The sequence below is a fragment of the Pseudomonas sp. P106(2024) genome (assembly GCF_057480815.1).
The window spans coordinates 15,173-39,301 of sequence record NZ_JBLIYU010000010.1 but is presented as its reverse complement, the minus strand read 5'-3'; the positions used below and the strand labels follow the sequence as shown (position 1 = coordinate 39,301).

Sequence of the window (24,129 nt, the reverse complement as noted above, 5' to 3'; positions counted from 1 at the left end):
TCATCCTTAATTCAAGAAGTACTGCAGCAGGTCGTTGAGGAACAGCTGGCCGCGCGGCGTGGCTGCCAGCCGATCCGGTTCGACCCGCAAAAGGCCTTTTTGTTCGGCTTCGCGGCGGGCTTCGGCCAGCTGCGCCAGGGGCAGGCCGGTGCGCAGGCTGAACAGTTCGGCTTCCACACCGTCGGTGAGGCGCAGGGCGTTCATCAGGAACTCGAAGGGTAGCTCATCGGCCGGCAACAGCTTCTCGCCGGCCTTGAACGGCTTGGCCGGGTTCAGGTAGTCCTTGGGCAGGCGGGTCTTCCAGGTGCGCAGGATGCGTCCGTCGGGGAACGACAGTTTGCCATGGGCGCCGGCACCGATGCCGATGAAGTCGCCGAAGCGCCAGTAGTTCAGGTTGTGCCGCGCGGCACGGTCGGCCTGGGCGTAGGCCGAGACTTCGTACTGGCGGTAACCGTGCTCGGCCATCAGCGCCTGGCCGGCTTCCTGGATATCCCAGAGGATGTCGTCCTCGGGCAGCTCGGGCGGCTGGTTCCAGAACACCGTGTTCGGCTCTACCGTCAACTGGTACCAGGACAGGTGCGTCGGCGCCAGTTCGATGGCCTGACGCAGGTCGCCCAGGGCGTCGTCGAGCGACTGGTCCGGCAAGCCGTGCATCAGGTCCATGTTGAAGTTGTCGAAGCCTGCCGCACGGGCCATGTCGGCGGCGCGTACCGCTTCGGCACCATTGTGGATGCGCCCGAGCTTCTCGAGCTTGGCAGGCTGGAAACTCTGCACGCCGATGGACAGGCGGTTGATGCCGGTCTGCCGGTAGGCCTTGAACTTCTCCTGCTCGAAGGTGCCTGGGTTGGCCTCGAGGGTGATCTCGATGTCCGGGGCGAACGGGATGCGTTGCTCGACTCCGCGCAGCAGGCGACCCAGCGCATCAGCGCTGAACAGGCTGGGGGTGCCGCCGCCGAAGAAGATCGTGCTGATGGAACGACCCTGGACGGCAGGCAGTTCCTGGTCGAGATCGGCCAGCAGGGCGTCGATGTATTCGGCTTCTGGTAGCGTGGGGCCTGCCTGGTGCGAGTTGAAGTCGCAGTACGGGCATTTGCGCACGCACCAGGGTATATGGATGTACAGCGACAGCGGCGGTAGCTCGGGAAGGATCAGGCCCGCCGGTTGCACGAACAGCTTTTCGGTCATGCCAGGCCCAGACGTTGACGCAGCAGGGCCATGGCGCGGGCGCGGTGGCTGAGCTGGTTCTTGTCGACCGGAGCGAGGTCGGCGCTGGAGCAGTTGCGCTCCGGGACCCAGAACAGCGGGTCATAGCCGAAGCCATGCTCGCCGCTGGCCTCGAACAGGATGCTACCGTGCCACAGGCCTTCGCAGAGGATTGGCAGCGGATCGTCGGCATGGCGCACCAGGGCCAGGACGCAGACGAACTGCGCGCCGCGCTGTTCTTCAGGCACGTCCTTGAGCGCTTCGAGCAGCTTGGCGTTGTTTGCCGCGTCGCCCTTGCCGTCGGCGTAGCGCGCCGAGTAGATGCCCGGCGCGCCGCCGAGGAAGTCCACCGCCAGGCCCGAGTCGTCGGCCAGGGCCGGCAGGCCGGAGATGCGTGCGGCGTTGCGCGCCTTGAGGATGGCGTTTTCGACGAACGACAGGCCGGTCTCTTCCGGCTCCACCTGGCTGAATTCGCCGATCGAACGCAGGTGCACGGACTCGCCGAGCATGGCCTGCAGTTCCTTGAGCTTGCCGGCGTTGTGGCTGGCCAATACGAGTTGCGTAAGATTCATCATTCGCCTGGGAATACTTCCTGGTTGAAGCTGAGTTTATGGCTGACGCCACCCGTTTCGACGTTGATATCGAAGGTGACAGTCTCGGCCTGGTCGATCTTGAACTGGGCGATGTAGTAGACCGCGCCCTGGTCGGTGATCTGCTTGAACGACAGCGGGTTGCTGCGCCCGGTCAGGTCCTTCACCGTGCCGCTGACGACCGCTGTCGAAGGCTTTTCGGCCTTGAGCACGGCGATGTTGAGCACGCCCTGGTTCTTGCTGCGGGTCGGGCCCGTGGCGGCGGCGATGTCCGGTTGCAGCATGCTCGAGGTGAAGGCGCTGTAGTGGACCGTCACGTCGCCGAACACTTCCTTGCGCTCCGGCTTGGCGGCATCGGCAGCCAGTACCGGCAAGGCCAGGCATAGGCTGATCAGAAACAGTGCTAGTCGACGCATGATCCCATTCCTCCGTTCGCGAGGGTCAGACCGCGAGCTGATGCTCCTGCAGGCCCGGGCTGCTGACCCGATAGATACCGATCTCTCCTAGAAGATTAGGCCAAAGCCGCCCGCCCAACCCGTTACGGTGTAGACGGTCGACGGCCAGGCGGTCGAGGACCTTGGCATGACGCTCGTGGCACAGGTTCTCGAAGTCCTCGAAGGTGCAGAAGTGGATGTTCGGCGTGTTGTACCAGGTATACGGCATGAAGTCCGAAACCGGCATGCGACCCTTGGTCGCCAGGTACCAGCGGCAGCGCCAGTGGCCGAAGTTGGGGAAGGTGATGATGCACTGGCGACCCACCCGCAGCATCTCGTCGAGGATCCGGTCGGGGTACTCCACGGCCTGCAGGGCCTGGGTCATGACCACCACGTCGAAACTGTTGCTGGCGAAGTTGCCCAGGCCCTTGTCCAGGTCCTGCTCGATGACGTTGACGCCTTTGGCCACGCAGGCGGCGATGTTGTCGGCGTCGATCTCCAGGCCATAGCCGGTGACGTTCTTGCGCTCGCGCAAGGAGGCCAGCAGTTCGCCGTTGCCGCAGCCCAGGTCGAGGACCCGGCTGCCGGCGGGGATCCAGTCTTGGATGATTTCCAGGTCGGCTCTCATGCGGTCCTCAGAGGGCGATGCGGTTCATGTAGTTCGCGAAGCCCTGCATGTAGCGGGGCGTCGGGATGAGGAAGGCGTCGTGGCCGTAGGGCGAGTCGATGTCCAGGTAGCAGACGTTCTTGCGCGCGGCCATCAGGGCGTCGACGATCTCCCGCGAGCGTGCTGGCGAGAAGCGCCAGTCGGTGGTGAACGACATGATGCAGTAGTCCGCCGTGACGTGGGCCAGGGTCGCGGCCAGGTCGCCGCCATGGGCCGCGGCCGGGTCGAAGTAGTCCAGCGCCTTGGTCATCAGCAGGTAGGTGTTGGCGTCGAAGCGGCCGGAGAACTCCTCGCCCTGGTAGCGCAGGTAGCTCTCGACCTGAAACTCGACGCTGTGGAAGTCGTAGTTGAGCTTGTCGCTCTTGAGTTCGCGGCCGAATTTCTCGCCCATCGAGTCGTCGGACAGGTAGGTGATGTGGCCGACCATGCGCGCCAGCATCAGGCCGCGCTTGGGAATCACGCCCTGGTCCTGGAACGAGCCGCCGTGGAACTCGGGGTCGGTGAGAATGGCCTGGCGCGCCACCTCGTTGAAGGCGATGTTCTGCGCCGACAGCTTGGGCGCCGAGGCGATGTCCACGCAGTGACGCACGCGGTCCGGGTAGGTGATGGTCCACTGCAGGGCCTGCATGCCGCCGAGGCTGCCGCCAACGATGGCGGCCCAGGTCTGGATCCCCAGGCGGTCGGCCAGGCGCGCCTGGCTGTGCACCCAGTCCTCCACGGTCAGCACCGGGAAGTCGGCGCCATAGGGCTTGCCGGTGGCCGGATTGAGGCTGCTGGGGCCGGTGCTGCCATTGCAGCCACCCAGGTTGTTCAGGCTGACCACGAAGAAGCGGTTGGTGTCGATCGGCTTGCCGGGGCCGATGCAGCTGTCCCACCAGCCTGGCTTGCGGTCGGTGGCGGCATGGTAGCCGGCGGCATGGTGATGGCCTGACAACGCATGGCAGATCAGCACGGCATTGCTGGCGGCGGCGTTGAGGGTGCCATAGGTTTCGTAGATGAGTTCGTACGAGGTCAGGGAGCGGCCACAAGCCAGGGCCAGCGGTTCATCGAACCGGGCAATCTGTGGTGTTACCAGACCGACGGAATCTTCGGGAAGGACAGTGGACATCGACCCTGCTCACGCTTGACGGAGGCGTAAGTCTAAAGAGCGCTACCCCCAGCGGCAAGCAAAGGCTTGCCGCTGGATGCAGTGTGGGTCAGATCATCCGCCACAGTTCTTGCGGCATGCCAGCGTAGGCCGCCAGCTGGGGCATCAGGAACGACTGGATCACCTGGATGGCGATGAAGGCGAAGATCGGCGAAATGTCCATGCCACCGAGGTTCGGCACCAGGCGACGGAACGGCGCCAGTACCGGCTCGCTGATCTGGTAGGCCAGCTCGGCGGCCGGGTTGTGGCTGTTCGGCGCGACCCACGAGACGATGACCATGACGATCATCGCCACCCAGAAGATTTTCAGGAACAGCGAGGTGATGCCCAGGATCGACCACATCAGCAGGTGCAGGATATCGCCGAAGGTGCCGTAGGTGACCATCAGCACAAAGGCCATCAGCAGCGCCTGGATAAGGATCGACAGCAGCAGCGAGGAGGTGTCCAGGCCGGCGATGCTGGGGATCACCCGGCGCAGCGGCTTGAGCAGCGGCTGGGTGGCGCGTACGGCGAACTGGCTCAGCGGGTTGTAGAAGTCGGCCTTGACCAGTTGCAGCACGAAGCGCAGCAGGACGATCACCAGGTACAGGCTGACCAGTGTTTGCACCACGAAGATCGCGGCGCCGGACAATGCATTCATCAATGGCTCCTTATTTACCCAGTTGTTCGGCCAGTTCGGCGGAACGTTTCGCCGCGGCCTGAAGTGCCTGCTCGACGATCGCCTCGAAACCGCTGGCCTGGAACGACTTGATCGCCGCCTCCGTGGTGCCGGCCGGCGAGGTCACACGGCGGCGCAGCTCGGCGGCGTCGACATCGCTGGCAACCGCCATGCGGGCGGCGCCCAGGGCGGTCTGCAGGGTGAGTTGCGAGGCGGTTTCGCGCGGCAGGCCGAGTTTCTCACCGGCGGCGGTCATCGCTTCGATCAGCAGGAAGAAATAGGCCGGGCCGCTGCCGGAGACGGCGGTGACGGCATCCAGCTGTTGTTCTTCGTCCAGCCACAAGGCGGTGCCGACAGCCGACAGCAGTTGCTCGGCCTGCTGGCGCTGCTCGGTGGACACTTCTGCGGTGGCGTACAGGCCGCTGACGCCCTGGCGCAGCAGCGCCGGGGTGTTGGGCATGCAGCGCACCACCGGGATCGCGCCCAGCCAGGCCTGCAGGCTGGCGCAGGTGATGCCGGCGGCGATGGACACCACCAGCTGACCGGACTTGAGGTTCGGCTTCAGCGTTTCGCAGACGGCCTTCATGACCTGCGGTTTGACCGCCAGCACGATCACGTCGACGCCCTCGATGGCCTGGGCGTTGCTTTCGAAGGCTTCGATGCCGTGCTCGGCCTGGATCCGCGCGCGGGTCTCGGCACCCGGGTCGCTGGCACGAATCTGCGCGGCGTCCAGGCCCTGGGCACGCAGGCCGCCGATCAGGCTGGCGGCCATGTTGCCGGCGCCGATAAAGGCAATACGAGTCTTGCTCATGTCAGGTCCTTGAGGGAAAGAGTGAGTTAAGCATGGATTCAGGGCTGCCCGTAGTCGCGGGCGCCGAACAGGGCGGTGCCGATGCGGACCCAGGTCGCACCTTGGGCGATGGCGGCTTCCAGGTCGTGGCTCATGCCCATCGACAGGGTGTCCAGGCCGAGGCCCAATTGCGCCTGGAGCTGGCGCAGGATGGCAAAGGCGGCCTCCTGCTCGGTGCGGTCCTCGGTCGGCTCCGGAATCGCCATCAGGCCGCGCAGGCGCAGGCCGGGCAGGGCGTTCACCGCTTGGGCCAGGGCCGGCAACTCGGCAGGCGCGCAACCGGACTTGCTGTCCTCGCCGCTGACGTTGACCTGCAGGCAGACGTTCAGTGGCGCCAGGCCGGCAGGGCGCTGCTCGGAGAGGCGTTGGGCGATCTTCAGGCGGTCCACGGAATGTACCCAGTCGAAATGCTCGGCGATGGCCTTGGTCTTGTTCGATTGGATGGGGCCGATGAAGTGCCAGATCAAGGGCAGGTCGGAAAGTGCCTGTTGTTTTGTCAGGGCTTCCTGAAGGTAGTTCTCGCCCATATCGCGCAACCCGGCGGCGTAGGCCTCGCGAATCGCGCTGGAGGGCTTGGTCTTGCTCACCGCCAGCAGCTGGATGCTGGCCGGGTCGCGTCCGGCGGCCTTGGCCGCGCTGTCGATGCGGGTGGCAATGGCGTCAATGTTGTCTGCTAGGGTGGACATGATTCGTCGCCGACGGCTTTGGGGTCTGCGGCATTCTACCTGCTTGATCGCCGTTGGGGAGTCTCATGGATGTGACCGACCTGTTGCGCAGGGCCCTGGTTGCCGCTGCCAGCGACCTGCACCTGGCCGCGGGCGAGCGGCCGCTGCTGCGCGTGGATGGGGTGTTGCAGCGCCTGGACCTGCCGGTGCTGACGGCAGGAGCGCTGGAAGACGGGATGGCTGCCGTGCTTGATGACGAGCAGCGGCGACAGTGGGCTGCCGGCGAAGAGTTGGACCTGGCGGTGAGCCTGGATGGGCTGGGGCGCTTTCGGCTGAACCTGTTCCGCCAGCGCAATGGCCCGAGTGCCAGCGTGCGTTTGATCCCCGCGAGCGTGCCCTGTCTGGAGGTGCTTGAACTGGTAGATGTATTTCAAATCATCTCCCAGTACCGGGATGGCTTCATCTTGGTGGGCGGGGCCACCGGCAGTGGCAAGTCGAGCACCCTGGCGGCGCTGATCGATCGGCTCAACCGCGAATACGCATTGCATATCGTCACGCTCGAGGACCCGATCGAGTTCATCCACGCCAGCCAGCGCAGTCTGGTCAACCAGCGTGAGGTCGGCCTGCATAGCCGTGACTTTGCCCAGGCCCTGCGCAGCGCCCTGCGTCAGGACCCGGACGTGATCATGATAGGTGAGCTGCGCGATCTGCACAGCATTCGCCTGGCGATGCGCGCCGCGGAGACCGGGCACCTGGTACTGGCCACCGTGCATACGCGATCGGCGGTAAGCAGTATCGACCGGCTGGTGGAGGTGTTCGCGCCGGAGGAAAAGCCGCTGGTGCGCAGCATGCTGGCCGACTCCCTGCGGCTGGTGGTCGCGCAGGTGCTGGTTCGGCGATCCGGCGGCGGTCGGGTCGCGGCGCGGGAGGTGCTGGTGGCGACGCCGGCGGTGCGCAACCTGATCCGCGAGGGGCGTCTGGCGCAGATTCATTCGCTGATGCAGGCTGGTGCGGCTGTGGGGATGTGCACGATGGAGGGTGCGCTGCAGGCGCTGGAAGCGCGGGGGATTATCGACAGGGCCTCAAACTGATCGCGGGGCAAGTCGCGCCGGCGCACCGCGATCGGCGATTCAGCGTTTGGCCAGGCTCAGCGCCTGTTGCTGCTGCTTGGGCAGCACGCGCTTGGCCACCACGTAGTGCTTCTGCCAGTAAGGTTTCTCCAGGCTGTCGATGCTCACCCGCTTGCCGGTGCGTGGCGCGTGGATGAAGCGGTCGTTGCCCAGGTAGATGGCGACGTGGTTGACCCGACGGCTCTTGATGTTGAAGAAGATCAGGTCGCCTGGCTTGAGGTCGCCCTTGGCCACCTTGACGCCCTGGCCTTGGGCCATGGCGTTGGAGGTGCGCGGCAAGTCGACATCCGCCACGTCGTTGAACGCATACTTGACCAGGCCGCTGCAGTCGAAGCCCTTCTTCGGGCTGCTGCCGCCCCAGCGATAGGGGGTGCCAAGCACGTTCACCGCACGGCTGAGCACTTCGCTGCTCTGCTTCGGCGACATCGCCACCGCCTGCATGCCCACGGCATGCTGCTTGGCGGCATTGGCCGGACGCGTGCGCAGGCTGGTGGTGCTGCGGTACTGGATCGGGGCGCGTTTCACCGTGGCGTCGGCGTTGGTCGTGTAACCGGTGAATCCGCTGGGAAGACGTTGCTCACGGTTGGTGGCGTGGGCGGCCAGGGGCAACAGAAGGCAGAGGGTCAGCCATGTCTTGAAGAAAGGTGGCATAGATGAAGCTCTTATAAGTGTTGGCGCGCAACTTTATAACAGCTTTTTGATCAAACTTTGATCCGTTGGTCGCTCTGCCACGTACCATATGTCGGGTAAAAACGGAAAAGTCACATTTTCCGTTAGAAAATTTTCGGCTATCCCACGAGGGTTTCGAATGAATGGTTATCAACAGGGTGTCCCTTCGCACGACACCCACAGCAAGGTCCTCGGCTATCTGCTGTGGATTTTCGGTTTCACCGGCTCACACCGTTTCTACTACGGCAAGCCGATCACCGGGACGATCTGGTTCTTCACCCTCGGGTTGCTGGGTATCGGTTGGCTGATCGACCTGTTCCTGATCCCGTCGATGGACCGTGAGGCGGACATGCGCTTCGAATCGGGCGGGGTGGATTACAACCTGGCGTGGATCCTGCTGACCTTCCTGGGCATTTTCGGCGTGCACCGGCTGTACCAGGGCAAGTGGATCAGTGCCTTGATCTACCTGTTCACCGGCGGTCTGTTCCTGCTGGGCGTGCTGTATGACTTCTGGACGCTCAACAGCCAGATCTCCCAGGTTAACGCCGAGCGTCGCCGGGTATGAAAAAAAGGCCTCGTCGCTGAATGCGGCAAGGCCTTTTTCGTTACTGGCGCCGCTGTTGCAGCAGCAGGTTGCTGAAGCCTGCCCCGGCCAGTTGCTTCTGTGCCACGGTCAGCTGTTCACGGTTGCTGAACGGGCCGACCATCACGCGGTACCAGGTCTCTTCCTTGACCGTGCCCGACTCCACCTTGACCGCCTGGCCAAGCAGGATGATCTGCGCACGGACCTTGTCGGCATCCGCCTGCTTGCGGAACGAGCCAGCCTGCAGGAAGAACTGGGTGGTGGCCGCCGGTTTGATCACCGGTGGCGCTGGTGGCGGTGTCTGCCCCAGCAGCGCGGCCTGGGCGCGGGCGGTGTCGATCTTCGCCGCTTCTGCCGGCGTAACCGGCGTGCTCGGCACAGGCGGCTGCGCCGGGACCGGCGGGGTCTTCTCCGGCACCGCCTCGGGCGGCACGATCACTTCCGACTCCGGCAGCAGAGTGTAGAAGTCGTACTTCGGCTTCACCGGCTGCTGTGGCGTCGGCGTGGTGGTCTTGCTCGCCTCGGCGACCTTCTCCGGCTTCTGCTGCTCGGGCTTGGTGCGCTTGATGTCGCCGCCGCCGGGCTCGAGTTTCATCAGGAAGACGATGAAGGCGCCGACCGTCAGGCCGACCGCCAGCCACACCCAGCCCGGGATCGGCTGCTTGCTGGCAGGCGGCTGGGAGCGGCTGGCGCCGCGCTTGGGTGCGGGTTTCTTCTTTGCAGCCAACTTACATGCGCTCCAGGGTTTCCAGGCCGAGCAGTTCCAGGCCCTGCTTGAGGGTGCGGCCGGTCAGGGCAGCCAGGCGCAGGCGGCTCTGCTGCTGTTCGGCGGTTTCGGCGGAAAGGATCGGGCAGTTCTCGTAGAAGCTGGAGAACAGGCCGGCGAGGTCGTACAGGTAGCTGCACAGCACGTGTGGCGTGCCTTTTTCGGCGACGCTGTTCAGGATCTCGCCGAACTGCGCCAGGCGCGCGGCCAGGTCCTGCTCGTGCGCGGCCTGCAGGACGATGCTGCCGTCGACTTCATCGAAGCCCTTGCCGAGCTTGCGGAACACGCCAGCCACGCGGGTGTAGGCGTACAGCAGGTACGGCGCGGTGTTGCCTTCGAAGTTGAGCATCAGCTCGAAGTTGAAGCTGTAGTCGCTGGTGCGGTGCTTGGACAGGTCGGCGTACTTGACCGCGCCGATGCCGACCACCTCGCCGATGTGGCGCAGTTCGTCCTCGGCCAGCGAAGGATTCTTCTCCTTGACCAGCGCGTAGGCGCGGTCCTTGGCCTCGGTGAGCAGGTCGATCAGCTTGACGGTGCCGCCATCACGGGTCTTGAACGGGCGGCCATCGGCGCCGTTCATGGTGCCGAAGCCCATGTGCTCCATCTTCATCGGGTGGCCGACGAAACCGGCGCGGCGAGCCACTTCGAACACCTGGTTGAAGTGCAGGGCCTGGCGCTGGTCGACGAAGTACAGGGCGCGGTCGGCGTTCAGCGTGTTGCTGCGGTAGCGCACGGCGGCCAGGTCGGTGGTGGCGTACAGGTAGCCGCCGTCGGCCTTCTGCACGATCACCGGCAGCGGCTCGCCCTCGGCGTTCTTGAACTCCTCGAGGAACACGCACTGGGCGCCCTGGTCCTCGACCAGCAGGCCCTTGGCCTTGAGGTCGGCGACCACGTTGGCCAGGTCGGCGTTGTAGGCGCTCTCGCCCATGACGTCGGCCATGGTCAGCTTGACGTTGAGCAGCTCGTAGGTCTTCTGGCAGTGCGACAGCGAGATGTCCTTGAAGCGCGTCCACAGGGCCATGCACTCAGGGTCGCCGGCCTGCAGCTTGACCACCAGGCCGCGGGCGCGGGTGGCGAACGCCTCGGACTCGTCGAAGCGCTTCTTGGCGGCGCGGTAGAAGTTCTCCAGGTCCGACAGCTCGTCGCTGGTGATCGGGTTTTCTTCCAGGTAGGCCAGCAGCATGCCGAACTGGGTGCCCCAGTCGCCCACGTGGTTCTGGCGGATGACGTCATCGCCGAGGAATTCCAGCACGCGCGCGACGCTGTCACCGATGATGGTCGAGCGCAGGTGGCCGACGTGCATTTCCTTGGCCAGGTTCGGCGCCGACATGTCGATCACCACCTTCTCGGCCGGGCCGGCCTTGCGCACGCCCAGGTGCTCGTCGGCCAGGGCGGCGTCGAGGCGGCTGGCCAGGGCGTCGGTGTTCTGGAAGAAGTTCAGGAAACCGGGGCCGGCGATCTCGACCTTGGTGATGTCGGGGCTGGCCGGCAGCCTGGCGATGAGTTTTTCGGCCAGATCGCGCGGCTTCATGCCGGCTGGCTTGGCCAGCATCATGGCGATGTTGCTGGCGAAGTCGCCGTGGGTCTTGTCCCGGGCGTTTTCCACCTGGATCGCCGGCGTCAGCCCTTCAGGCAGCACACCGTCGGTGACGAGTTGGGTGAGGGCTTGCTGGATCAGCTGGCGAATGGTGTCTTTCATGGGATTCTCTTTTCGACCGCAAGCGCGGTGAGCGCTTCGATGCGCAGGTGGAAAAACTGGGCATTATCCGTTGCCGGGGACGGGTTGCCAACCTTTTGGGGCCAGGCCACTGTCATAGCGGGGCAAGCCAGCTCCCACGGTAACTTTGAAGCAGTCAGTACAGGTCCACCGGATCCACATCCAGCGACCAGCGCACCTGCCGCCCCGATGGCATCTGCTCCAACACTAGCAACCAGGCACTGATCAGTCGATGCAGCTGAGCCCGGGCATTGGCCTGGAGCAATAGTTGCGCGCGGAAGCGGCCCGCCCGTCGTTCCATGGGCGCCGGGACCGGGCCGAGCAGCTCGATGCCATGCAGGCCTTGTTCGGCCATGACCCGCTCGGCGGCGGCGCAGGCTTCGTCGAGGAAGCCCTCGGCCTGGCCCGGCTTGTGCGCATCCGCACGCAGCAGGGCCAGGTGGGCGAACGGCGGCAGACCGGCGGCGCGACGTTCGCTCAGGGCCTGCTCGGCGAAAGCGAAGTAGCCCTGCTCGGTCAGTTGGACCAGCAGCGGATGGTCGGCCAGGTGGGTCTGCACGATGACCTTGCCCGGCTCTTCGGCGCGTCCGGCGCGACCGGCAACCTGGACGATCAGCTGGGCCATGCGCTCGCTGGCGCGGAAGTCGCCGGAGAACAGCCCGCCATCGGCATCAAGAATCGCCACCAGGGTGACGCGAGGGAAGTGGTGCCCCTTGGCCAGCATCTGGGTGCCAACCAGGATGCTCGGTTGACCGCGCTGGATGGTGGCGAACAGGTTGTGCATGGCGTCCTTGCGCGAGGTGCTGTCGCGGTCCACGCGCAGGATCGGGTAGTCGGGGAACAGCACCTTGAGCCGCTCTTCGGCGCGCTCGGTGCCGGCCCCCACCGGACGCAGGTCGACGTGGGCGCACTGCGGGCACTGCAACGGCAGGCGTTCGTCATAGCCGCAGTGGTGGCAGCGCAGCACGGCGGAACGCTGGTGCACGGTCATGCGCGCATCGCAGCGCGGGCACTCGGAGAGCCAGCCGCAGTCGTGGCACAGTAGCGTCGGAGCGAAGCCGCGGCGGTTGAGGAACACCAGCACCTGCTGGCCAGCCTCCAGGGTCTGGCGGATGGCCTGTTGCAGCGGGCCGCTGATGCCGCTGTCCAATGGCAGGCTGCGTACGTCCAGGCGCAGGAAACGTGGTGCCTTGGCGCCACCGGCGCGCTGGTTCATGCGCAGCAGGCCGTAGCGGCCGCTGTGGGCGTTGTGCAGGCTTTCCAGCGACGGCGTGGCCGAGCCCAGCAGGATCGGGATGTTCTCCTGGTGGGCGCGGACCACGGCCAGGTCGCGGGCGTGATAGCGCAGGCCTTCCTGCTGTTTATAGGAACCGTCGTGTTCCTCGTCGATGATGATCAGGCCCGGGTTCTTCATCGGCGTGAACAGCGCCGAGCGGGTGCCGATGATGATGTCGGCGTCACCATCGCGGGCCGCCAGCCAGGCGTCCAGGCGTTCGCGGTCGCCCACCGCCGAGTGCAGCAGGGCGATGCGGGCGTTGAAGCGCTGCTCGAAGCGTTGCAGGGTCTGCGGGCCGAGGTTGATCTCGGGGATCAGGATCAGCGCCTGCTTGCCGGCTTCGAGGGTTTCGCGAATAAGCTGCAGGTACACCTCGGTCTTGCCGCTGCCGGTGACCCCGGCCAGCAGGTAGGCGTGGAAGGCGCCGAAGCCCGCGCGCACCGCCTCGAACGCCGCGCGCTGCTCCTCGTTGAGCGGCAGCTCCGGTTGGGCCAGCCAGTGCTCGTGGCGCGCGGCGGGCAGGTGGCGGCGGACTTCGACGCTCACCAGCTCCTTGGCCAGCAGCAGGTCGAGGCTGTCCTTGTTCAGGCCCAGCTTGCTCAACAGGCTGTGGGCTACGCCGTGGGGGTGCTGCGACAGGGTCTTGAGGGCATCGCGCTGGCGCGGGGCGCGGGCGATGCGCGGATCCTCCAGGCGTGCCCCGGGGGCGACGTGCCAGAAACGCTCCTGGCGCGCCTCGGCCGGCTCGCCTTGGCGCAGCAGGGTCGGCAGGGCCCAGCTCAAGGTGTCGCCCAGGCTGTGCTGGTAGTACTGCGCCGTCCACAGGCACAGCTTGAACAGTGCGGGTGGCACGGGCGAAACCGGGTCGAGCAGGGCGCTGGCCGGCTTGAGCTTGTCGGCGGGGACTTCGCTGTGCGTGGCGATCTCCACCAGCACGCCGATCATCTCGCGCCGGCCGAATGGCACGCGGATGCGCATGCCGGGCGTCAGTGCCTGGCGCGCCATGCTCGCGGGCGCCCGGTAGTCGAACAGGCGACGCAGGGGCGAGGGCAGGGCAAGGCGCAGGATGACGTCGGACACGCGGAAGGTCTCTGGAGGGCGTTTCACAAATCAGGCGAGCCTAGCAGACGACGGTCGGTGCAAGCGACAACTTGCGCTGCGGCCGCGCTCTGGTATTATTCGCCGCCTAATTACGTGCGGTATTCAACAATAGGTGTTGGGTGGCGGCACGCAGCTCGAGGAAGTGACCATGAAAGCAGATATTCATCCGAACTACGAAGTAGTTGCAGTCACCTGCAGCTGCGGCAACAAGTTTGAAACCCGTTCGACCCTGGGCAGCGTCCTGGCGATCGACGTTTGCAACCTGTGCCACCCGTTCTACACCGGTAAGCAGAAAGTCCTGGACACCGGTGGTCGCGTACAGAAGTTCGCCGATCGCTTCGGTATGTTCGGTACCAAGAAGTAATCATGCGCATGGCGAATCTCTCGAGGTTCGCGTTGCTGCAAAAGAAGGCGCCCCTTGCGGGCGCCTTTTTTGTGGGCGCGATCTGGCATTTTCCGGCCCTGGCCTTCTGTCCGTTGCCCGAGCAGCCGCAGCAGGTGACGGTGCGCCAGGTAGTCGACGGCGACACCTTGCGCCTGACTGACGGGCGCAACGTGCGGCTGATCGGCATCAATGCGCCCGAGATCGGCCGCAAGGGCCGCACCAGCGAGCCTTACGCCGAGGCTGCGAAACGGCGCCTGCAGGCGCTGGTCGAGGCCAGCAATGGTCGCGTCGGCCTGGTCCCGGGCGTGGAACCCAAGGACAAGTACGGTCGTACCCTGGCGCACATCTATAGCCGTACTGGCGACAATCTCGAAGCACAATTGCTCAGCGAGGGCCTCGGCTACCGAGTCGCCATCGCCCCCAATGTGGCCTTGTCGGGCTGCCAGCAACAGGCCGAGCAGCAGGCGCGCAATGCCGGGGCCGGGTTGTGGCGCCAGTCGCCGGTGGTGCGTGCGAGGGAAGTCAGGCAGTCCGGTTTTGCCGTGATCGGCGGCAAGATCAAGGGTATCGAGCGCAACCGTGGCGGTATCTGGCTGGAGCTCGACGATGCCGTGGTGCTGCAGGTCCCCGCTCGTCTGCAGCAGCGCTTCCCCGCCAGCTTCTTCGCTAACCTCAAGGGACGCCAGGTCGAGGCGCGTGGCTGGGTGTTGGACCGATCCCGCAAGGGAGGGCTCAAGCCCGGGCAGCGACGCTGGCTGTTGCCATTGACCGATCCGAGCATGTTGGCGGCTGTTCCAGGGTAAATAGTTGTAGACATTTTGCTATTGGATTGTACACACTGGGTCCCGTAAGCCCCGTGGGTTATAGCGTAAAGTCGTAGGCCAAAGGCCTTGACACATAGTGACCGGGCAGTCTTGTCGCCCCCCGGCTCTTTGCGTATCCTCGGCGGTCCGTCAGAACAGTAAACAGCGGAATGCCCATCATGTCAGACCTGAAAACCGCCGCTCTCGAATACCACGCCCAGCCCCGTCCGGGGAAGCTGAGCGTCGAGCTCTCCAAGCCCACCGCCACCGCCCGTGACCTCGCCCTGGCCTATAGCCCTGGCGTCGCCGAGCCTGTGCGCGAGATCGGCCGTGATCCGGAGCTGGCCTACAAGTACACCGGCAAGGGCAACCTGGTTGCGGTGATCTCCGATGGCACCGCCATCCTCGGTCTGGGCGACCTCGGCCCGCTGGCCTCCAAGCCGGTAATGGAAGGCAAGGGTGTTCTGTTCAAGCGTTTCGCCGGTATCGACGTGTTCGATATCGAAGTCGAGTCGGAGAGCCCGCAGGCCTTCATCGACACCGTTCGCCGCATCTCCATCACCTTCGGCGGCATCAACCTGGAAGACATCAAGGCACCTGAGTGCTTCGAGATCGAGCGCACCCTGATCGAACAGTGCGACATTCCCGTCTTCCACGATGACCAGCACGGTACCGCCATCGTTACCGCCGCCGGCATGATCAACGCCCTGGAAATCGCCGGCAAGAAGCTCGAGGAGGCGAAGATCGTCTGCCTGGGCGCCGGTGCCGCCGCCATCTCCTGCATGAAGCTGCTGGTAAGCATGGGCGCCAAGGTCGAGAACATCTTCATGATCGACCGCAGCGGCGTGATCCACGCCGGCCGCGACGACCTGAACCAGTACAAGGCCCAGTTCGCCCACGCCACCGACAAGCGCACCCTGGCTGATGCCCTGAACGGCGCCGATGTGTTCGTCGGCCTGTCCGGTCCGAACCTGCTGAGCCCGGAGGGCCTGAAGTCGATGGCCGCCAACCCGATCGTGTTCGCCTGCTCGAACCCGGATCCGGAAATCGCTCCGGAGCTGGCTCACGCCACCCGCAGCGACGTGATCATGGCCACCGGTCGTTCCGACTACCCGAACCAGGTCAACAACGTACTGGGCTTCCCATTCATCTTCCGCGGTGCCCTGGACGTTCGCGCCAAGCGCATCAACGAAGAAATGAAGATCGCCGCCGCCATCGCCCTGAAGGACCTGGCCAAGCAGCCAGTGCCGAAGGAAGTCTGCGAAGCCTACGGCGTACAGGCCCTGGAATTCGGCCGCGAATACATCATTCCGAAGCCGCTGGATGCCCGTCTGATCACCGTGGTTTCCGATGCCGTGGCCAAGGCCGCCATCGAATCCGGCGTGGCCACCCTGCCGTATCCGAAGCACTACCCGCTGAAAAGCGTGGATGACGTGTTCAACGGCTGATCCGGTCGTAGCGTCATGAAAAAGCCCCGGCTCGTGAGAGTCGGGGCTTTTTGCTTGCCGCTGTCAAAGCATCGCGCAGCTGTCCGGCGATGTGGTCAGAACAGATCCATCGGCGCCGCTTCATCCGCCGGCAGCGGGCTGCCGGGGGCGGCGCCATTGCCCAGTTCGTCTACCGAAGGTGGCGAGTCCTCGGCCTTGAACAGCTCAAAGTAGGCATTCGGTGTGCCTGGTGTGGCGGCGCGGCCGCTGACCGGGTCGACACGCAGGCTGAGAATGCCTTCCGGCTCGGCCGGTGCGTGCTCAGGCTTGCCCTTGAGCGCCGCGCCCATGAAGCTCATCCAGATCGGCAACGCCACGGTGCCGCCGTACTCGCGTCTGCCCAGGGTTTCCGGCTGGTCGAAGCCTACCCAGACGGTGGTGACGTAGTCGGCGTTGTAGCCGGAGAACCAGGCATCCTTGGACTCGTTGGTGGTACCGGTCTTGCCTGCCAGGTCCGTGCGGCCGAGGGCCAGGGCGCGGCGGCCGGTGCCGCGCTTGATCACATCCTGCAGCATGCTGGTGAGAATGTACGAGGTGCGCCCGTCGATGATCTGCTCGGCCACGGCGGGTACCTGCGGCGCCGGGGCGGTCTGGCCGAGGGCCGACGGTGCTTCGCCCGGCATCGGCGCGACGCTGATCGCCTGCTCGGGGGCGGCGAGGCCGGCCTGGTCCTGGCTGCCCTGGGGCACCCGTGCCGGGTTGGCGGTGAACAGGGTTTCGCCGTTGCGGCTTTCGACGCGCTCGATCAGGTAGGGGCTGATCTTGTAGCCGCCGTTGGCGAAGGTGCTCCAGCCGGTGGCGATCTCCATCGGCGTCAGGGTCGCGGTGCCCAGTGCCAGCGACAGGTTGCGCGGCAGGTCCTGCTTGTTGAAGCCGAACTTGGCGATGTAGTCGATGGTGCGGTCCACGCCCATGGCCTGCAGCAGGCGGATCGAAACCAGGTTGCGCGACTTGTACAGCGCCTCGCGCATGCGGATCGGGCCAAGGAAGGTATTGGTGTCGTTCTTCGGGCGCCAGACCTTGTCCAGGTACTCGTCGACGAACACGATCGGCGCGTCGTTGACCAGGCTGGCGGCGGTGTAGCCGTTGTCCAGCGCGGCGCTGTAGACAAAGGGCTTGAAGCTCGAGCCCGGCTGGCGCTTGGCCTGCATGGCGCGGTTGTAGTTGCTCTGCTCGAAGGAGAATCCGCCGACCAGGGCGCGGATGGCGCCGTTGTAAGGGTCGAGGGTGACCAGGGCGCTCTGGGCCCCGGGTACCTGGCTGAACTTGAGCTTGCCGTCCTCCAGGCGCTGCAGGCGGACCAGGTCGCCGACCTGGGCGACGTCGCCGGGCGATTGTGGCGAACGTCCCTGCGAGTTGCTGCTGAGGTATGGGCGGGCCCACTTCATGGTATCCCAGGCCACATTCTCTTCCAGCCCGCTGCGGGTCATCACCTTCAGGCCCGTCTTCTCGACCTGGGTGACGATGGCCGGCTCCAGGCCGCCGAGGGTGCGCTGCTTGCCCAGTTCCTGCAGCCAGGCCGCACGGGTCTTGCCCGGGAAGCGTGCCTCGGGGCCGCGGTAACCGTGGCGTTCGTCATACTCGCTGAGGCCGTTGAGCACCGCGCTGTTGGCCATCTGCTGCATGTCGCTCGGCACCGTGGTGGTGACGCGGAAACCTTCGGTGTAGGCGTCGCTGCCGTAGCGGCCGACCATCTCGGCGCGGGCCATCTCGGCGACATAGGGGGCGTTCACTTCCGGAGTCGGCACGTGGTAGCTGGCGTTCAGCGGTTCGGCCAGGGCCGCCTGGTAGCTGGCTTCGTCGATCTTGCCGAGCTTGTACATGCGTCCGAGGATCCAGTCACGGCGCTCCTTGGCGCGTACCGGGTTGGCCAGGGGGTTGAAGCGCGAGGGCGCCTTGGGCAGGCCGGCGATCATCGCCATCTGCGCCAGGCTTACGTCGCGAATCGACTTGCCGTAGTACACCTGCGCAGCGGCATCGATGCCGTAGGCGCGGTTGCCCAGGTAGATCTTGTTGACGTAGAGCTCGAGGATCTCGTCCTTGGTCAGCTCGCGCTCGATCTGCAGGGCCAGCAGGATCTCGTTGGTCTTGCGCGAGAAGCTGCGCTCGCTGGTGAGGAAGAAGTTCTTCGCCACCTGCATGGTGATGGTGCTGCCGCCGGTCTGGATATGCCCGGACTTGAGCAACTGCGATGCCGCGCGCATCAGGCTGCTGGGATCTACCCCGTAGTGGTTGAGGAAATTGTCGTCTTCGGCGGACAGAAGCGCCTGGATGAACTGTGGGGGAATTTCCTGGAACTTGATCGGCGAGCGCCGCATCTCGCCGAACTCGGCAATCAGCTTGCCGTCGCTACTGTACACCCTCAGGGGGATTTGCAACTGGACGCTTCTGAGCGATTCGACCGAGGGCAGGCTGGGGCTAAGATACAGAAACGCACCGCTCACACCGAGCACGAGCGCGCAGATGACGGCGACGAGAGACCACCAGAAGAACTTCAGCAGACGTATCAAGGCTTTTGGGTGTCCAGGTTGAGGAGTGGATTGCGCGCGGGGCCGGCGGACAGGAAAACGCTGGCCATTATAAGCATTTTTCGTCCCACCGGGTGACCGCCCGGGGCGTAGGACGACCGCTCGCGCCACTACGGCGCGGGCTGCCGATGACCAGAAAGGAACAGCCATGCTTGGATGCTTTGGCAGGGACGCCGGTTCACTGCTGGGGGTGGAAATTGCCTCCGGTTCCATAAGAATGCTGCACCTGCATCGCCAGCGCGGCGGTTGGCGTGTGCAGGGGTGGGCGCAGGAGCGCTTCGAGCCGGCGACGCCTGGCTGGGTGGCATCCGACGAGGCGCAGGGGTTGGTGATGGGGTTGCGGCGGGCCCATGTTCAATGTCGAACCAGGCAGTTGCGCGTCGCCCTGGCATTGCCCGCCTCTCAGGTCATCTGCAAGCGTTGCCGGTTGCCTGCCGGGCTGGCCGACCTTGGTATCGAGGCGGCCGTGTTGGCTCAGGCCGAGCAGTTGTTTCCCTTCCCGCTTGAGGATCTGGCCCTTGACTACTGGGTGCAGGGTGCATGCGCCGATGATCCCGGGCAATTCGAAGTGCTGGTGGTGGCCTGCCGGCAAAGCCAGCTCGATCCGTGGGAGCGGGTGTTTGCCAAGGCCGGATTGCAACTTGAAGCCGTGGAGGTGGACAGCTTCGCGCTACGGCGAGCGTTGCTGTCTGAGGCGCAGGCTCGCTCAGCTGTGCTGCTGCAGTTGGAGCCGGGCGAAGTGGTCATGCACCGCTGGCACGGCGACCCCATTGCGCAGCGCCAGCGGCTCGCCCTGGGCTCGCCGGCGCACTGGGATGTCGCTGTCGATAGCCTCTGGCGGTTGGATGAGCAGGCGCCCATCGCTGACGTTGTCCTGTTCGGCTCCGCTGCCGATGAAGCCCGGGCGGCGCATTTGCGAGAACGCCTGGATGTGAAATGCCAGGTGGGTTGCCCGCTCCCGCTGGCAGGTCTCCGGGAGCATGATGGCCTTTGTGCAGCTTCGATGGTCCTGGCCTGCGGCTTGGCCATGGGAGGCCGGGCATGAGGGTGAGACTGAACTTGATGCCCTGGCGCGAGCACCGCAGGGCCAGGGCTGTGCGGCAATTTCAGATCAGGCTCGTAGTCACCCTGGTGGTGGCCCTGGGCGCGGTCACATGGCTCGATCAGATGGCGCGGTCGCGCCTGGCCCGACAAGCACTGATAGTCGTCTCGCATCAGGCGGAGCTCGAGCGGCTCGAAATCTCGCTGAGGCAGGTCGATCAACTGCGCGGCAGGCGGGAGGCGTTACAGGCCGAGCATGCCGCGTTGTCTGCACTCGGCACAGGGCGGTCGCAGATGCCTGATTTGTTCCTCGCCCTTGAGCAGGCTCTGCCAGAAGGTGCTCGCTTGACGGAGGTGGATGTCGAGGCGGGACGCTTGCGCCTGGGCGGTCTGGCTGCCTCTGCGACGGTGGTCGCCCAGTTCATGCGCGACCTGGAGCACGTTGGCGTGGTGCGGGACCTCGAGCTCGTTCAGCTCAGGCGTCATGACGAGGGTGACGCGTTCCTGCTGGCGGCGCGATTGCTGGCGGGCGAGTCGTGACCCGCCTGTGGCTCCTTGACTGGCAGGCGCTGGCAGGTCGGTCGGGAGTGGTGAGGTCCGTGGTGTGCCTGTCGCTCGCGCTCATGGTTGCTTGTGTGGGCTACCTGGTACGTCTGCGTGATCCGGTTCAGGGGCATTTCGAGTCTGTCCGGCAACAGCTCCAGCTACAGGATGAACTGGCGCAGCGCAGGGCGCGCCTCGTCGAACTGGGTGTGGAGCAGCGGGCGCTTGAACATGCCCGGACGCTTTTGCAGGCGACACGATGGCGGCTGGCCGCGGGAGAGGGCATGAGCGAGCTACTCGATCAGTTGGCGCTATCGGGGCAGGAACATGGCCTGGTATTCGAGCGAGTCGAGGTGCAGGAGGCAAAGCAGGCGCCAGCGTATCGAGTGCAACCGCTGGAAATCGCGGTGTCGGGACAGTATCCGGCGCTGCGCCTGTGGCTGGAGCAATCGCTGCGGCAGTTGCGTCTGTTGAATGTGGACCGGCTCAGGCTGGCCCTGAAGGATGGGGGTATCGGGCAAATCGCCGCCCAGTTGCGATTGCATGCCTACCACTCTGGGGAAGAGCTGCCGGTCCCGGCGTCATTGGCGGACGAGCCGGCCCAGGCGGTCTTGTCGAAGACGGCATTCGACCCTTTCCGGGCTTGGTTGCCCCCGAGTGAGGACAGTGGGCTGGCGCATGTTCCATTGGCACGGTTGGAGATGGTCGGCAGCCTCTCCCAGGCGGGGCGGCGACAGGCATTGCTGCGCTTCGCAGGTCGCCTGTACCGGGTCGCGGAAGGCGATCGACTGGGGCTCGAAGAAAGTGTCGTGGTGGCCATTGAGGTTGACCGGGTGGAGGTCCAGGAGCGGATCTACATCGATGGGCGCTGGCAAGCACGTCCCAGGTATCTGGTTCTTGGGACGCATGAACAGGGAGAGGTCAGGGATGGGACCGAGGCAATGGTTGAGCGGCGTGCTATTGATGTTGGGGCTTCAGGCGACGCAGGCCGAGACGTTTCAGGGTGAGCCGATGTCGCTCAACCTCCAGGACGTCGAGCTGCGTTCGGTGCTTCAGGTCATGGCCGATCACGCGGGCGTCAACCTGGTGGTCGGCGACTCGGTGCAGGGACGGATTACCCTGCGCCTGGAAGACGTGCCCTGGGAGCAGGCGCTTGATCTGGTGCTGCGCAGCAAGGGCTTGGGCAGGCGCCGGGAGGGGAATGTGCTGCTGGTTGCTCCTGTGGCAGAGCTCGCTGGGCAGGTCCAGGGCATCGAGCCACTGCAGCGTGAATTGATCCCTGTCTTCCATGCCAAGGCCGGCGAGCTGGCGGAGCTGCTGCTGGCGAGCCTGGCGGACGACGGTGCCCTGGCCGGGCGTGGCAGCCTCAGTGTGGACGCTCGCACCAATACCCTGGTAGCCACCCAGCCTGCCGCGCGGCTCGCCGAACTGCGCAGGCTGGTCACTCAGCTGGATGTGCCGGTGCGCCAGGTCATGATCGAGGCACGGATCGTCGAGGCCAATGTCGATTACGAAAAGGCCCTGGGCGTGCGCTGGGGTGGACCGCTGTATGGCTCGGACCGCCGGCTGGGCAGCGACCTTTTCGTCGATCTTGGCGTCGAGCGGGGAGGTGCCGCGTTGGGAGTGGGGCTGCTGCGCAGCGATATCCTGCTCGATCTGGAGCTCAGCGCCATGGAAAAAAGCGGCAATGGCGAGATCATCTCCCAACCCAAGGTGGTCACGGCCGACAAGGAAACCGCGCGCATACTCAAGGGCACCGAAGTGCCCTACCAGGAAACCACCCGCAGTGGCGCCACTTCGGTCTCCTTCCGAGAGGCGTCCCTGTCGCTGGAGGTGACGCCGCAGATCACGCCGGACGGCAAGGTGATCATGGCGGTGCGGGTGACCAAGGACGAGCCGGACTTCATCAATGCCCTCAACGATGTGCCGCCGATCCGCAAGAACGAGGTCAACGCCAAGGTGCGGGTCACCGATGGGCAGACCATTGTGATTGGTGGCGTGTACTCGACGTCGCAGAACAAAGTGGTCGACAAGGTGCCATTTTTTGGCGATCTGCCGTATGTTGGGCGGCTGTTTCGACGCGATGCATTACAAGAGAAAAAATCCGAGCTGCTGGTCTTCCTGACTCCGCGTATCATGAGTGACCAGGCGATTGCTGTGAGTCGTTGATTCTGTGCGAAATTTGATACTTGTGGGGCCCATGGGCGCTGGTAAAAGCACCATCGGGCGCCTGTTGGCCAAAGAGCTGCGCCTGCTGTTCAAGGATTCCGACAAGGAAATCGAACTGCGAACCGGCGCCAACATCCCGTGGATCTTCGACAAGGAAGGCGAGCCGGGCTTTCGTGACCGCGAGCAGGCGATGATCGCCGAGCTCAGCGCGCTCGACGGCGTGGTCCTGGCCACCGGCGGCGGCGCGGTGATGCGCGACGCCAACCGTGCGGCGCTGCGCGCCGGCGGACGGGTGGTCTACCTGCACGCCTCGGTGGAGCAGCAGGTGGGACGCACCTCCCGTGACCGCAACCGACCGCTGTTGCGTACCGCCAACCCGGAGGCCACGTTGCGCGCCCTGCTGGAGGCGCGCGACCCGCTGTATCGCGAAATCGCCGACCTGGTGGTGGAAACCGACGAGCGGCCACCACGCATGGTGGTGCTCGACATCCTCGAGCGCCTGCAGAAGTTGCCGCCCCGCTGAGCGGGGTCTATCCTCGGCGACCAACGCCGAGACGGGGCTGAACGTCACCGCGCGGGGCCGAACCGCCACCGCGTCCAAGCACATTGTGGGGATACATGCAGACACTAAAGGTCGACCTGGGCGAACGTAGCTACCCGATCTACATTGGCGAAGGCCTGCTGGACCAGCCCGAGCTGCTGGCGCCGCACATTGCCGGGCGGCAGGTTGCCATCGTCTCCAACGAGACCGTCGCGCCCCTGTACCTCGAACGCCTCAGCAAGACCCTGGGCGCGTATTCGGTGCTGCCCGTGGTGTTGCCTGACGGCGAGGCCCACAAGAACTGGGAAACCCTGCAGCTGATCTTCGACGCCCTGCTCACCGCCCGCCATGACCGTCGCACCACCGTGGTTGCCCTCGGTGGCGGCGTGATCGGCGACATGGCCGGCTTTGCCGCGGCCTGCTACCAGCGCGGCGTCGACTTCATCCAGGTGCCGACCACGCTGCTGTCCCAGGTGGACTCTTCGGTGGGCGGCAAGACCGGCATCAACCACCCGTTGGGCAAGAACATGGTCGGCGCTTTCTATCAGCCCAACGCGGTGCTGATCGACACCACCAGCCTGAAGACCCTGCCCGAGCGCGAGCTCTCCGCAGGCCTGGCCGAAGTCATCAAGTACGGCCTGATCTGCGACAAGCCGTTCCTCGCCTGGCTTGAAGACAATATGCAGGCGTTGCGCGCCCTGGACTCCGCCGCCCTGACCGAAGCCATCCGCCGCTCCTGCGCGGCCAAGGCCGCCGTGGTCGGTGCCGACGAGCGCGAATCGGGCGTGCGTGCCACGCTCAACCTTGGCCACACCTTCGGCCATGCCATCGAAACACACATGGGCTATGGCGTCTGGCTGCACGGCGAAGCCGTGGCGGCGGGCACGGTGATGGCCCTGGAAATGTCCATGCGCCTGGGCTGGATCGACCAGCCGGCGCGCGATCGCGGAATTCGCCTGCTGCAGGACGCAGGATTGCCGGTGGTGCCACCACAGGAAATGACCCCGGCGCATTTCATGGAGCACATGGCGGTCGACAAGAAAGTGCTCGACGGGCGCCTGCGCCTGGTGCTGCTGCGCCAGCTGGGCGAGGCCGTCGTCACCGACGACTATTCGACAGAGATTCTTCAGGCCACCCTGGCGGCGGATTACCGCGCGATCGTGGCCCAGCTTTGAG

Annotated in this window: 24 protein-coding genes; 11 read left to right on the top strand and 13 right to left on the bottom strand. The window is 65.2% G+C overall.

Features of this window, described 5'->3' with window-relative positions; genetic code table 11:
- Positions 1–6: 6 nt before the first annotated feature.
- From hemW to AC25M7_RS16790, 8 genes are all read right to left on the bottom strand, one after another.
- Positions 7–1,185, bottom strand: coding sequence for a radical SAM family heme chaperone HemW (hemW, locus tag AC25M7_RS16825; protein ID WP_062362815.1), 1,179 nt, complete (start codon positions 1,183–1,185; stop codon positions 7–9).
- Positions 1,182–1,778 carry an RdgB/HAM1 family non-canonical purine NTP pyrophosphatase gene (gene rdgB / locus AC25M7_RS16820; protein WP_028689127.1) on the bottom strand — a complete coding sequence of 199 codons (597 nt, stop codon included), beginning with the start codon at positions 1,776–1,778 and terminating at the stop codon, positions 1,182–1,184. Before rdgB ends, hemW begins: the two co-directional genes overlap by 4 nt.
- Positions 1,775–2,209 carry a DUF4426 domain-containing protein gene (locus tag AC25M7_RS16815; RefSeq protein ID WP_486971290.1) on the bottom strand — a complete coding sequence of 145 codons (435 nt, stop codon included), beginning with the start codon at positions 2,207–2,209 and terminating at the stop codon, positions 1,775–1,777. The genes rdgB and AC25M7_RS16815 overlap by 4 nt, the downstream gene beginning before the upstream one ends.
- Before the next feature lie 25 nt (positions 2,210–2,234).
- Entirely contained in the window at positions 2,235–2,855 is a 621-nt protein-coding gene (gene metW, locus AC25M7_RS16810; protein ID WP_011531735.1) for a methionine biosynthesis protein MetW, read from the bottom strand.
- Between the two features lie 7 nt (positions 2,856–2,862).
- The gene (gene metX, locus AC25M7_RS16805) at positions 2,863–4,002 is read right to left on the bottom strand and encodes a homoserine O-succinyltransferase MetX (protein WP_182322309.1); all 1,140 of its coding nucleotides are present in this window, start codon (positions 4,000–4,002) and stop codon (positions 2,863–2,865) included.
- Positions 4,003–4,090: 88 nt separating this feature from the next.
- Positions 4,091–4,681: a YggT family protein gene (locus tag AC25M7_RS16800; protein ID WP_028689124.1), complete on the bottom strand. Its 591-nt coding sequence runs from the start codon at positions 4,679–4,681 to the stop codon at positions 4,091–4,093.
- A 10-nt stretch (positions 4,682–4,691) separates the two neighbouring features.
- Complete coding sequence (gene proC / locus AC25M7_RS16795; RefSeq protein WP_028689123.1) at positions 4,692–5,510, bottom strand: pyrroline-5-carboxylate reductase; 819 nt, start codon at positions 5,508–5,510, stop codon at positions 4,692–4,694.
- A gap of 38 nt (positions 5,511–5,548) precedes the next feature.
- Positions 5,549–6,235, bottom strand: a complete 687-nt coding sequence (locus AC25M7_RS16790) for a YggS family pyridoxal phosphate-dependent enzyme (RefSeq protein WP_486971289.1) — start codon at positions 6,233–6,235, stop codon at positions 5,549–5,551.
- A gap of 65 nt (positions 6,236–6,300) precedes the next feature.
- On the opposite strand from AC25M7_RS16790, the gene AC25M7_RS16785 reads away from it, so the two are divergent.
- Positions 6,301–7,305 (top strand): type IV pilus twitching motility protein PilT, encoded by a 1,005-nt coding sequence (locus AC25M7_RS16785; RefSeq protein WP_236179329.1) that lies wholly within the window; start codon positions 6,301–6,303, stop codon positions 7,303–7,305.
- Positions 7,306–7,344: 39 nt separating this feature from the next.
- Here the strand turns inward: AC25M7_RS16785 and AC25M7_RS16780 are convergent, their stop codons facing one another.
- Complete coding sequence (locus AC25M7_RS16780) at positions 7,345–7,995, bottom strand: C40 family peptidase (RefSeq protein ID WP_028689120.1); 651 nt, start codon at positions 7,993–7,995, stop codon at positions 7,345–7,347.
- 157 nt (positions 7,996–8,152) lie between these two features.
- Between AC25M7_RS16780 and AC25M7_RS16775 the strand changes: the two genes are divergently transcribed.
- The gene (locus AC25M7_RS16775) at positions 8,153–8,578 is read left to right on the top strand and encodes an NINE protein (protein ID WP_028689119.1); all 426 of its coding nucleotides are present in this window, start codon (positions 8,153–8,155) and stop codon (positions 8,576–8,578) included.
- Positions 8,579–8,618: 40 nt separating this feature from the next.
- On the opposite strand, the gene AC25M7_RS16770 is transcribed toward AC25M7_RS16775, so the two are convergent.
- From AC25M7_RS16770 to AC25M7_RS16760, 3 genes are all read right to left on the bottom strand, one after another.
- Positions 8,619–9,323 (bottom strand): SPOR domain-containing protein, encoded by a 705-nt coding sequence (locus AC25M7_RS16770; protein ID WP_062362824.1) that lies wholly within the window; start codon positions 9,321–9,323, stop codon positions 8,619–8,621.
- Between the two features lies 1 nt (position 9,324).
- Positions 9,325–11,061 (bottom strand): arginine--tRNA ligase, encoded by a 1,737-nt coding sequence (argS, locus tag AC25M7_RS16765; RefSeq protein WP_028689117.1) that lies wholly within the window; start codon positions 11,059–11,061, stop codon positions 9,325–9,327.
- Between the two features lie 154 nt (positions 11,062–11,215).
- Positions 11,216–13,435, bottom strand: coding sequence for a primosomal protein N' (locus tag AC25M7_RS16760; RefSeq protein ID WP_062362830.1), 2,220 nt, complete (start codon positions 13,433–13,435; stop codon positions 11,216–11,218).
- 169 nt (positions 13,436–13,604) lie between these two features.
- On the opposite strand from AC25M7_RS16760, the gene rpmE reads away from it, so the two are divergent.
- The 3 genes from rpmE to AC25M7_RS16745 all read left to right on the top strand — a co-directional run bounded on the left by rpmE (position 13,605) and on the right by AC25M7_RS16745 (position 16,092).
- Positions 13,605–13,820, top strand: a complete 216-nt coding sequence (gene rpmE / locus AC25M7_RS16755) for a 50S ribosomal protein L31 (protein ID WP_011531746.1) — start codon at positions 13,605–13,607, stop codon at positions 13,818–13,820.
- A 2-nt stretch (positions 13,821–13,822) separates the two neighbouring features.
- Positions 13,823–14,644 (top strand): thermonuclease family protein, encoded by an 822-nt coding sequence (locus tag AC25M7_RS16750; protein ID WP_062575470.1) that lies wholly within the window; start codon positions 13,823–13,825, stop codon positions 14,642–14,644.
- A 179-nt stretch (positions 14,645–14,823) separates the two neighbouring features.
- Positions 14,824–16,092 carry a malic enzyme-like NAD(P)-binding protein gene (locus AC25M7_RS16745; protein ID WP_028689114.1) on the top strand — a complete coding sequence of 423 codons (1,269 nt, stop codon included), beginning with the start codon at positions 14,824–14,826 and terminating at the stop codon, positions 16,090–16,092.
- 95 nt (positions 16,093–16,187) lie between these two features.
- Here AC25M7_RS16745 and AC25M7_RS16740 read toward each other — a convergent pair whose 3' ends face one another.
- A complete protein-coding gene (locus AC25M7_RS16740) occupies positions 16,188–18,638 on the bottom strand; it encodes a penicillin-binding protein 1A (protein ID WP_372454736.1) in 2,451 nt (816 codons plus the stop codon).
- Between the two features lie 169 nt (positions 18,639–18,807).
- On the opposite strand from AC25M7_RS16740, the gene pilM reads away from it, so the two are divergent.
- The 6 genes from pilM to aroB all read left to right on the top strand — a co-directional run bounded on the left by pilM (position 18,808) and on the right by aroB (position 24,128).
- A complete protein-coding gene (pilM, locus tag AC25M7_RS16735; protein WP_028689112.1) occupies positions 18,808–19,704 on the top strand; it encodes a type IV pilus biogenesis protein PilM in 897 nt (298 codons plus the stop codon).
- On the top strand, positions 19,701–20,240 hold the full coding sequence (locus tag AC25M7_RS16730) for a PilN domain-containing protein (protein ID WP_088852012.1): 540 nt from the start codon (positions 19,701–19,703) through the stop codon (positions 20,238–20,240). Before pilM ends, AC25M7_RS16730 begins: the two co-directional genes overlap by 4 nt.
- Positions 20,237–21,250, top strand: a complete 1,014-nt coding sequence (locus AC25M7_RS16725) for a pilus assembly protein PilP (RefSeq protein WP_486971288.1) — start codon at positions 20,237–20,239, stop codon at positions 21,248–21,250. Before AC25M7_RS16730 ends, AC25M7_RS16725 begins: the two co-directional genes overlap by 4 nt.
- Positions 21,207–22,412 (top strand): type IV pilus secretin PilQ, encoded by a 1,206-nt coding sequence (locus AC25M7_RS16720; RefSeq protein WP_088852014.1) that lies wholly within the window; start codon positions 21,207–21,209, stop codon positions 22,410–22,412. Before AC25M7_RS16725 ends, AC25M7_RS16720 begins: the two co-directional genes overlap by 44 nt.
- Before the next feature lie 4 nt (positions 22,413–22,416).
- Positions 22,417–22,935, top strand: coding sequence for a shikimate kinase AroK (aroK, locus tag AC25M7_RS16715; protein ID WP_028689109.1), 519 nt, complete (start codon positions 22,417–22,419; stop codon positions 22,933–22,935).
- Between the two features lie 95 nt (positions 22,936–23,030).
- Positions 23,031–24,128 carry a 3-dehydroquinate synthase gene (gene aroB, locus AC25M7_RS16710; RefSeq protein ID WP_028689108.1) on the top strand — a complete coding sequence of 366 codons (1,098 nt, stop codon included), beginning with the start codon at positions 23,031–23,033 and terminating at the stop codon, positions 24,126–24,128.
- Position 24,129 lies beyond the last annotated feature (1 nt).

Excerpts from the sequence above, each read along its gene's own strand:
- pilM (WP_028689112.1), top strand. The coding sequence starts at position 18,808 with ATGCTTGGATGCTTTGGCAGGGACGCCGGTTCACTGCTGGGGGTGGAA.
- aroB (WP_028689108.1), top strand. The coding sequence starts at position 23,031 with ATGCAGACACTAAAGGTCGACCTGGGCGAACGTAGCTACCCGATCTAC.
- rdgB (WP_028689127.1), bottom strand. The coding sequence starts at position 1,778 with ATGATGAATCTTACGCAACTCGTATTGGCCAGCCACAACGCCGGCAAG.
- proC (WP_028689123.1), bottom strand. The coding sequence starts at position 5,510 with ATGAGCAAGACTCGTATTGCCTTTATCGGCGCCGGCAACATGGCCGCC.
- AC25M7_RS16745 (WP_028689114.1), top strand. The coding sequence starts at position 14,824 with ATGTCAGACCTGAAAACCGCCGCTCTCGAATACCACGCCCAGCCCCGT.
- AC25M7_RS16720 (WP_088852014.1), top strand. The coding sequence starts at position 21,207 with ATGTTGGGGCTTCAGGCGACGCAGGCCGAGACGTTTCAGGGTGAGCCG.
- metW (WP_011531735.1), bottom strand. The coding sequence starts at position 2,855 with ATGAGAGCCGACCTGGAAATCATCCAAGACTGGATCCCCGCCGGCAGC.
- rpmE (WP_011531746.1), top strand. The coding sequence starts at position 13,605 with ATGAAAGCAGATATTCATCCGAACTACGAAGTAGTTGCAGTCACCTGC.
- AC25M7_RS16750 (WP_062575470.1), top strand. The coding sequence starts at position 13,823 with ATGCGCATGGCGAATCTCTCGAGGTTCGCGTTGCTGCAAAAGAAGGCG.
- AC25M7_RS16730 (WP_088852012.1), top strand. The coding sequence starts at position 19,701 with ATGAGGGTGAGACTGAACTTGATGCCCTGGCGCGAGCACCGCAGGGCC.
- AC25M7_RS16780 (WP_028689120.1), bottom strand. The coding sequence starts at position 7,995 with ATGCCACCTTTCTTCAAGACATGGCTGACCCTCTGCCTTCTGTTGCCC.
- AC25M7_RS16815 (WP_486971290.1), bottom strand. The coding sequence starts at position 2,209 with ATGCGTCGACTAGCACTGTTTCTGATCAGCCTATGCCTGGCCTTGCCG.
- AC25M7_RS16775 (WP_028689119.1), top strand. The coding sequence starts at position 8,153 with ATGAATGGTTATCAACAGGGTGTCCCTTCGCACGACACCCACAGCAAG.
- AC25M7_RS16785 (WP_236179329.1), top strand. The coding sequence starts at position 6,301 with ATGGATGTGACCGACCTGTTGCGCAGGGCCCTGGTTGCCGCTGCCAGC.
- AC25M7_RS16800 (WP_028689124.1), bottom strand. The coding sequence starts at position 4,681 with ATGAATGCATTGTCCGGCGCCGCGATCTTCGTGGTGCAAACACTGGTC.
- argS (WP_028689117.1), bottom strand. The coding sequence starts at position 11,061 with ATGAAAGACACCATTCGCCAGCTGATCCAGCAAGCCCTCACCCAACTC.
- hemW (WP_062362815.1), bottom strand. The coding sequence starts at position 1,185 with ATGACCGAAAAGCTGTTCGTGCAACCGGCGGGCCTGATCCTTCCCGAG.
- metX (WP_182322309.1), bottom strand. The coding sequence starts at position 4,002 with ATGTCCACTGTCCTTCCCGAAGATTCCGTCGGTCTGGTAACACCACAG.
- AC25M7_RS16790 (WP_486971289.1), bottom strand. The coding sequence starts at position 6,235 with ATGTCCACCCTAGCAGACAACATTGACGCCATTGCCACCCGCATCGAC.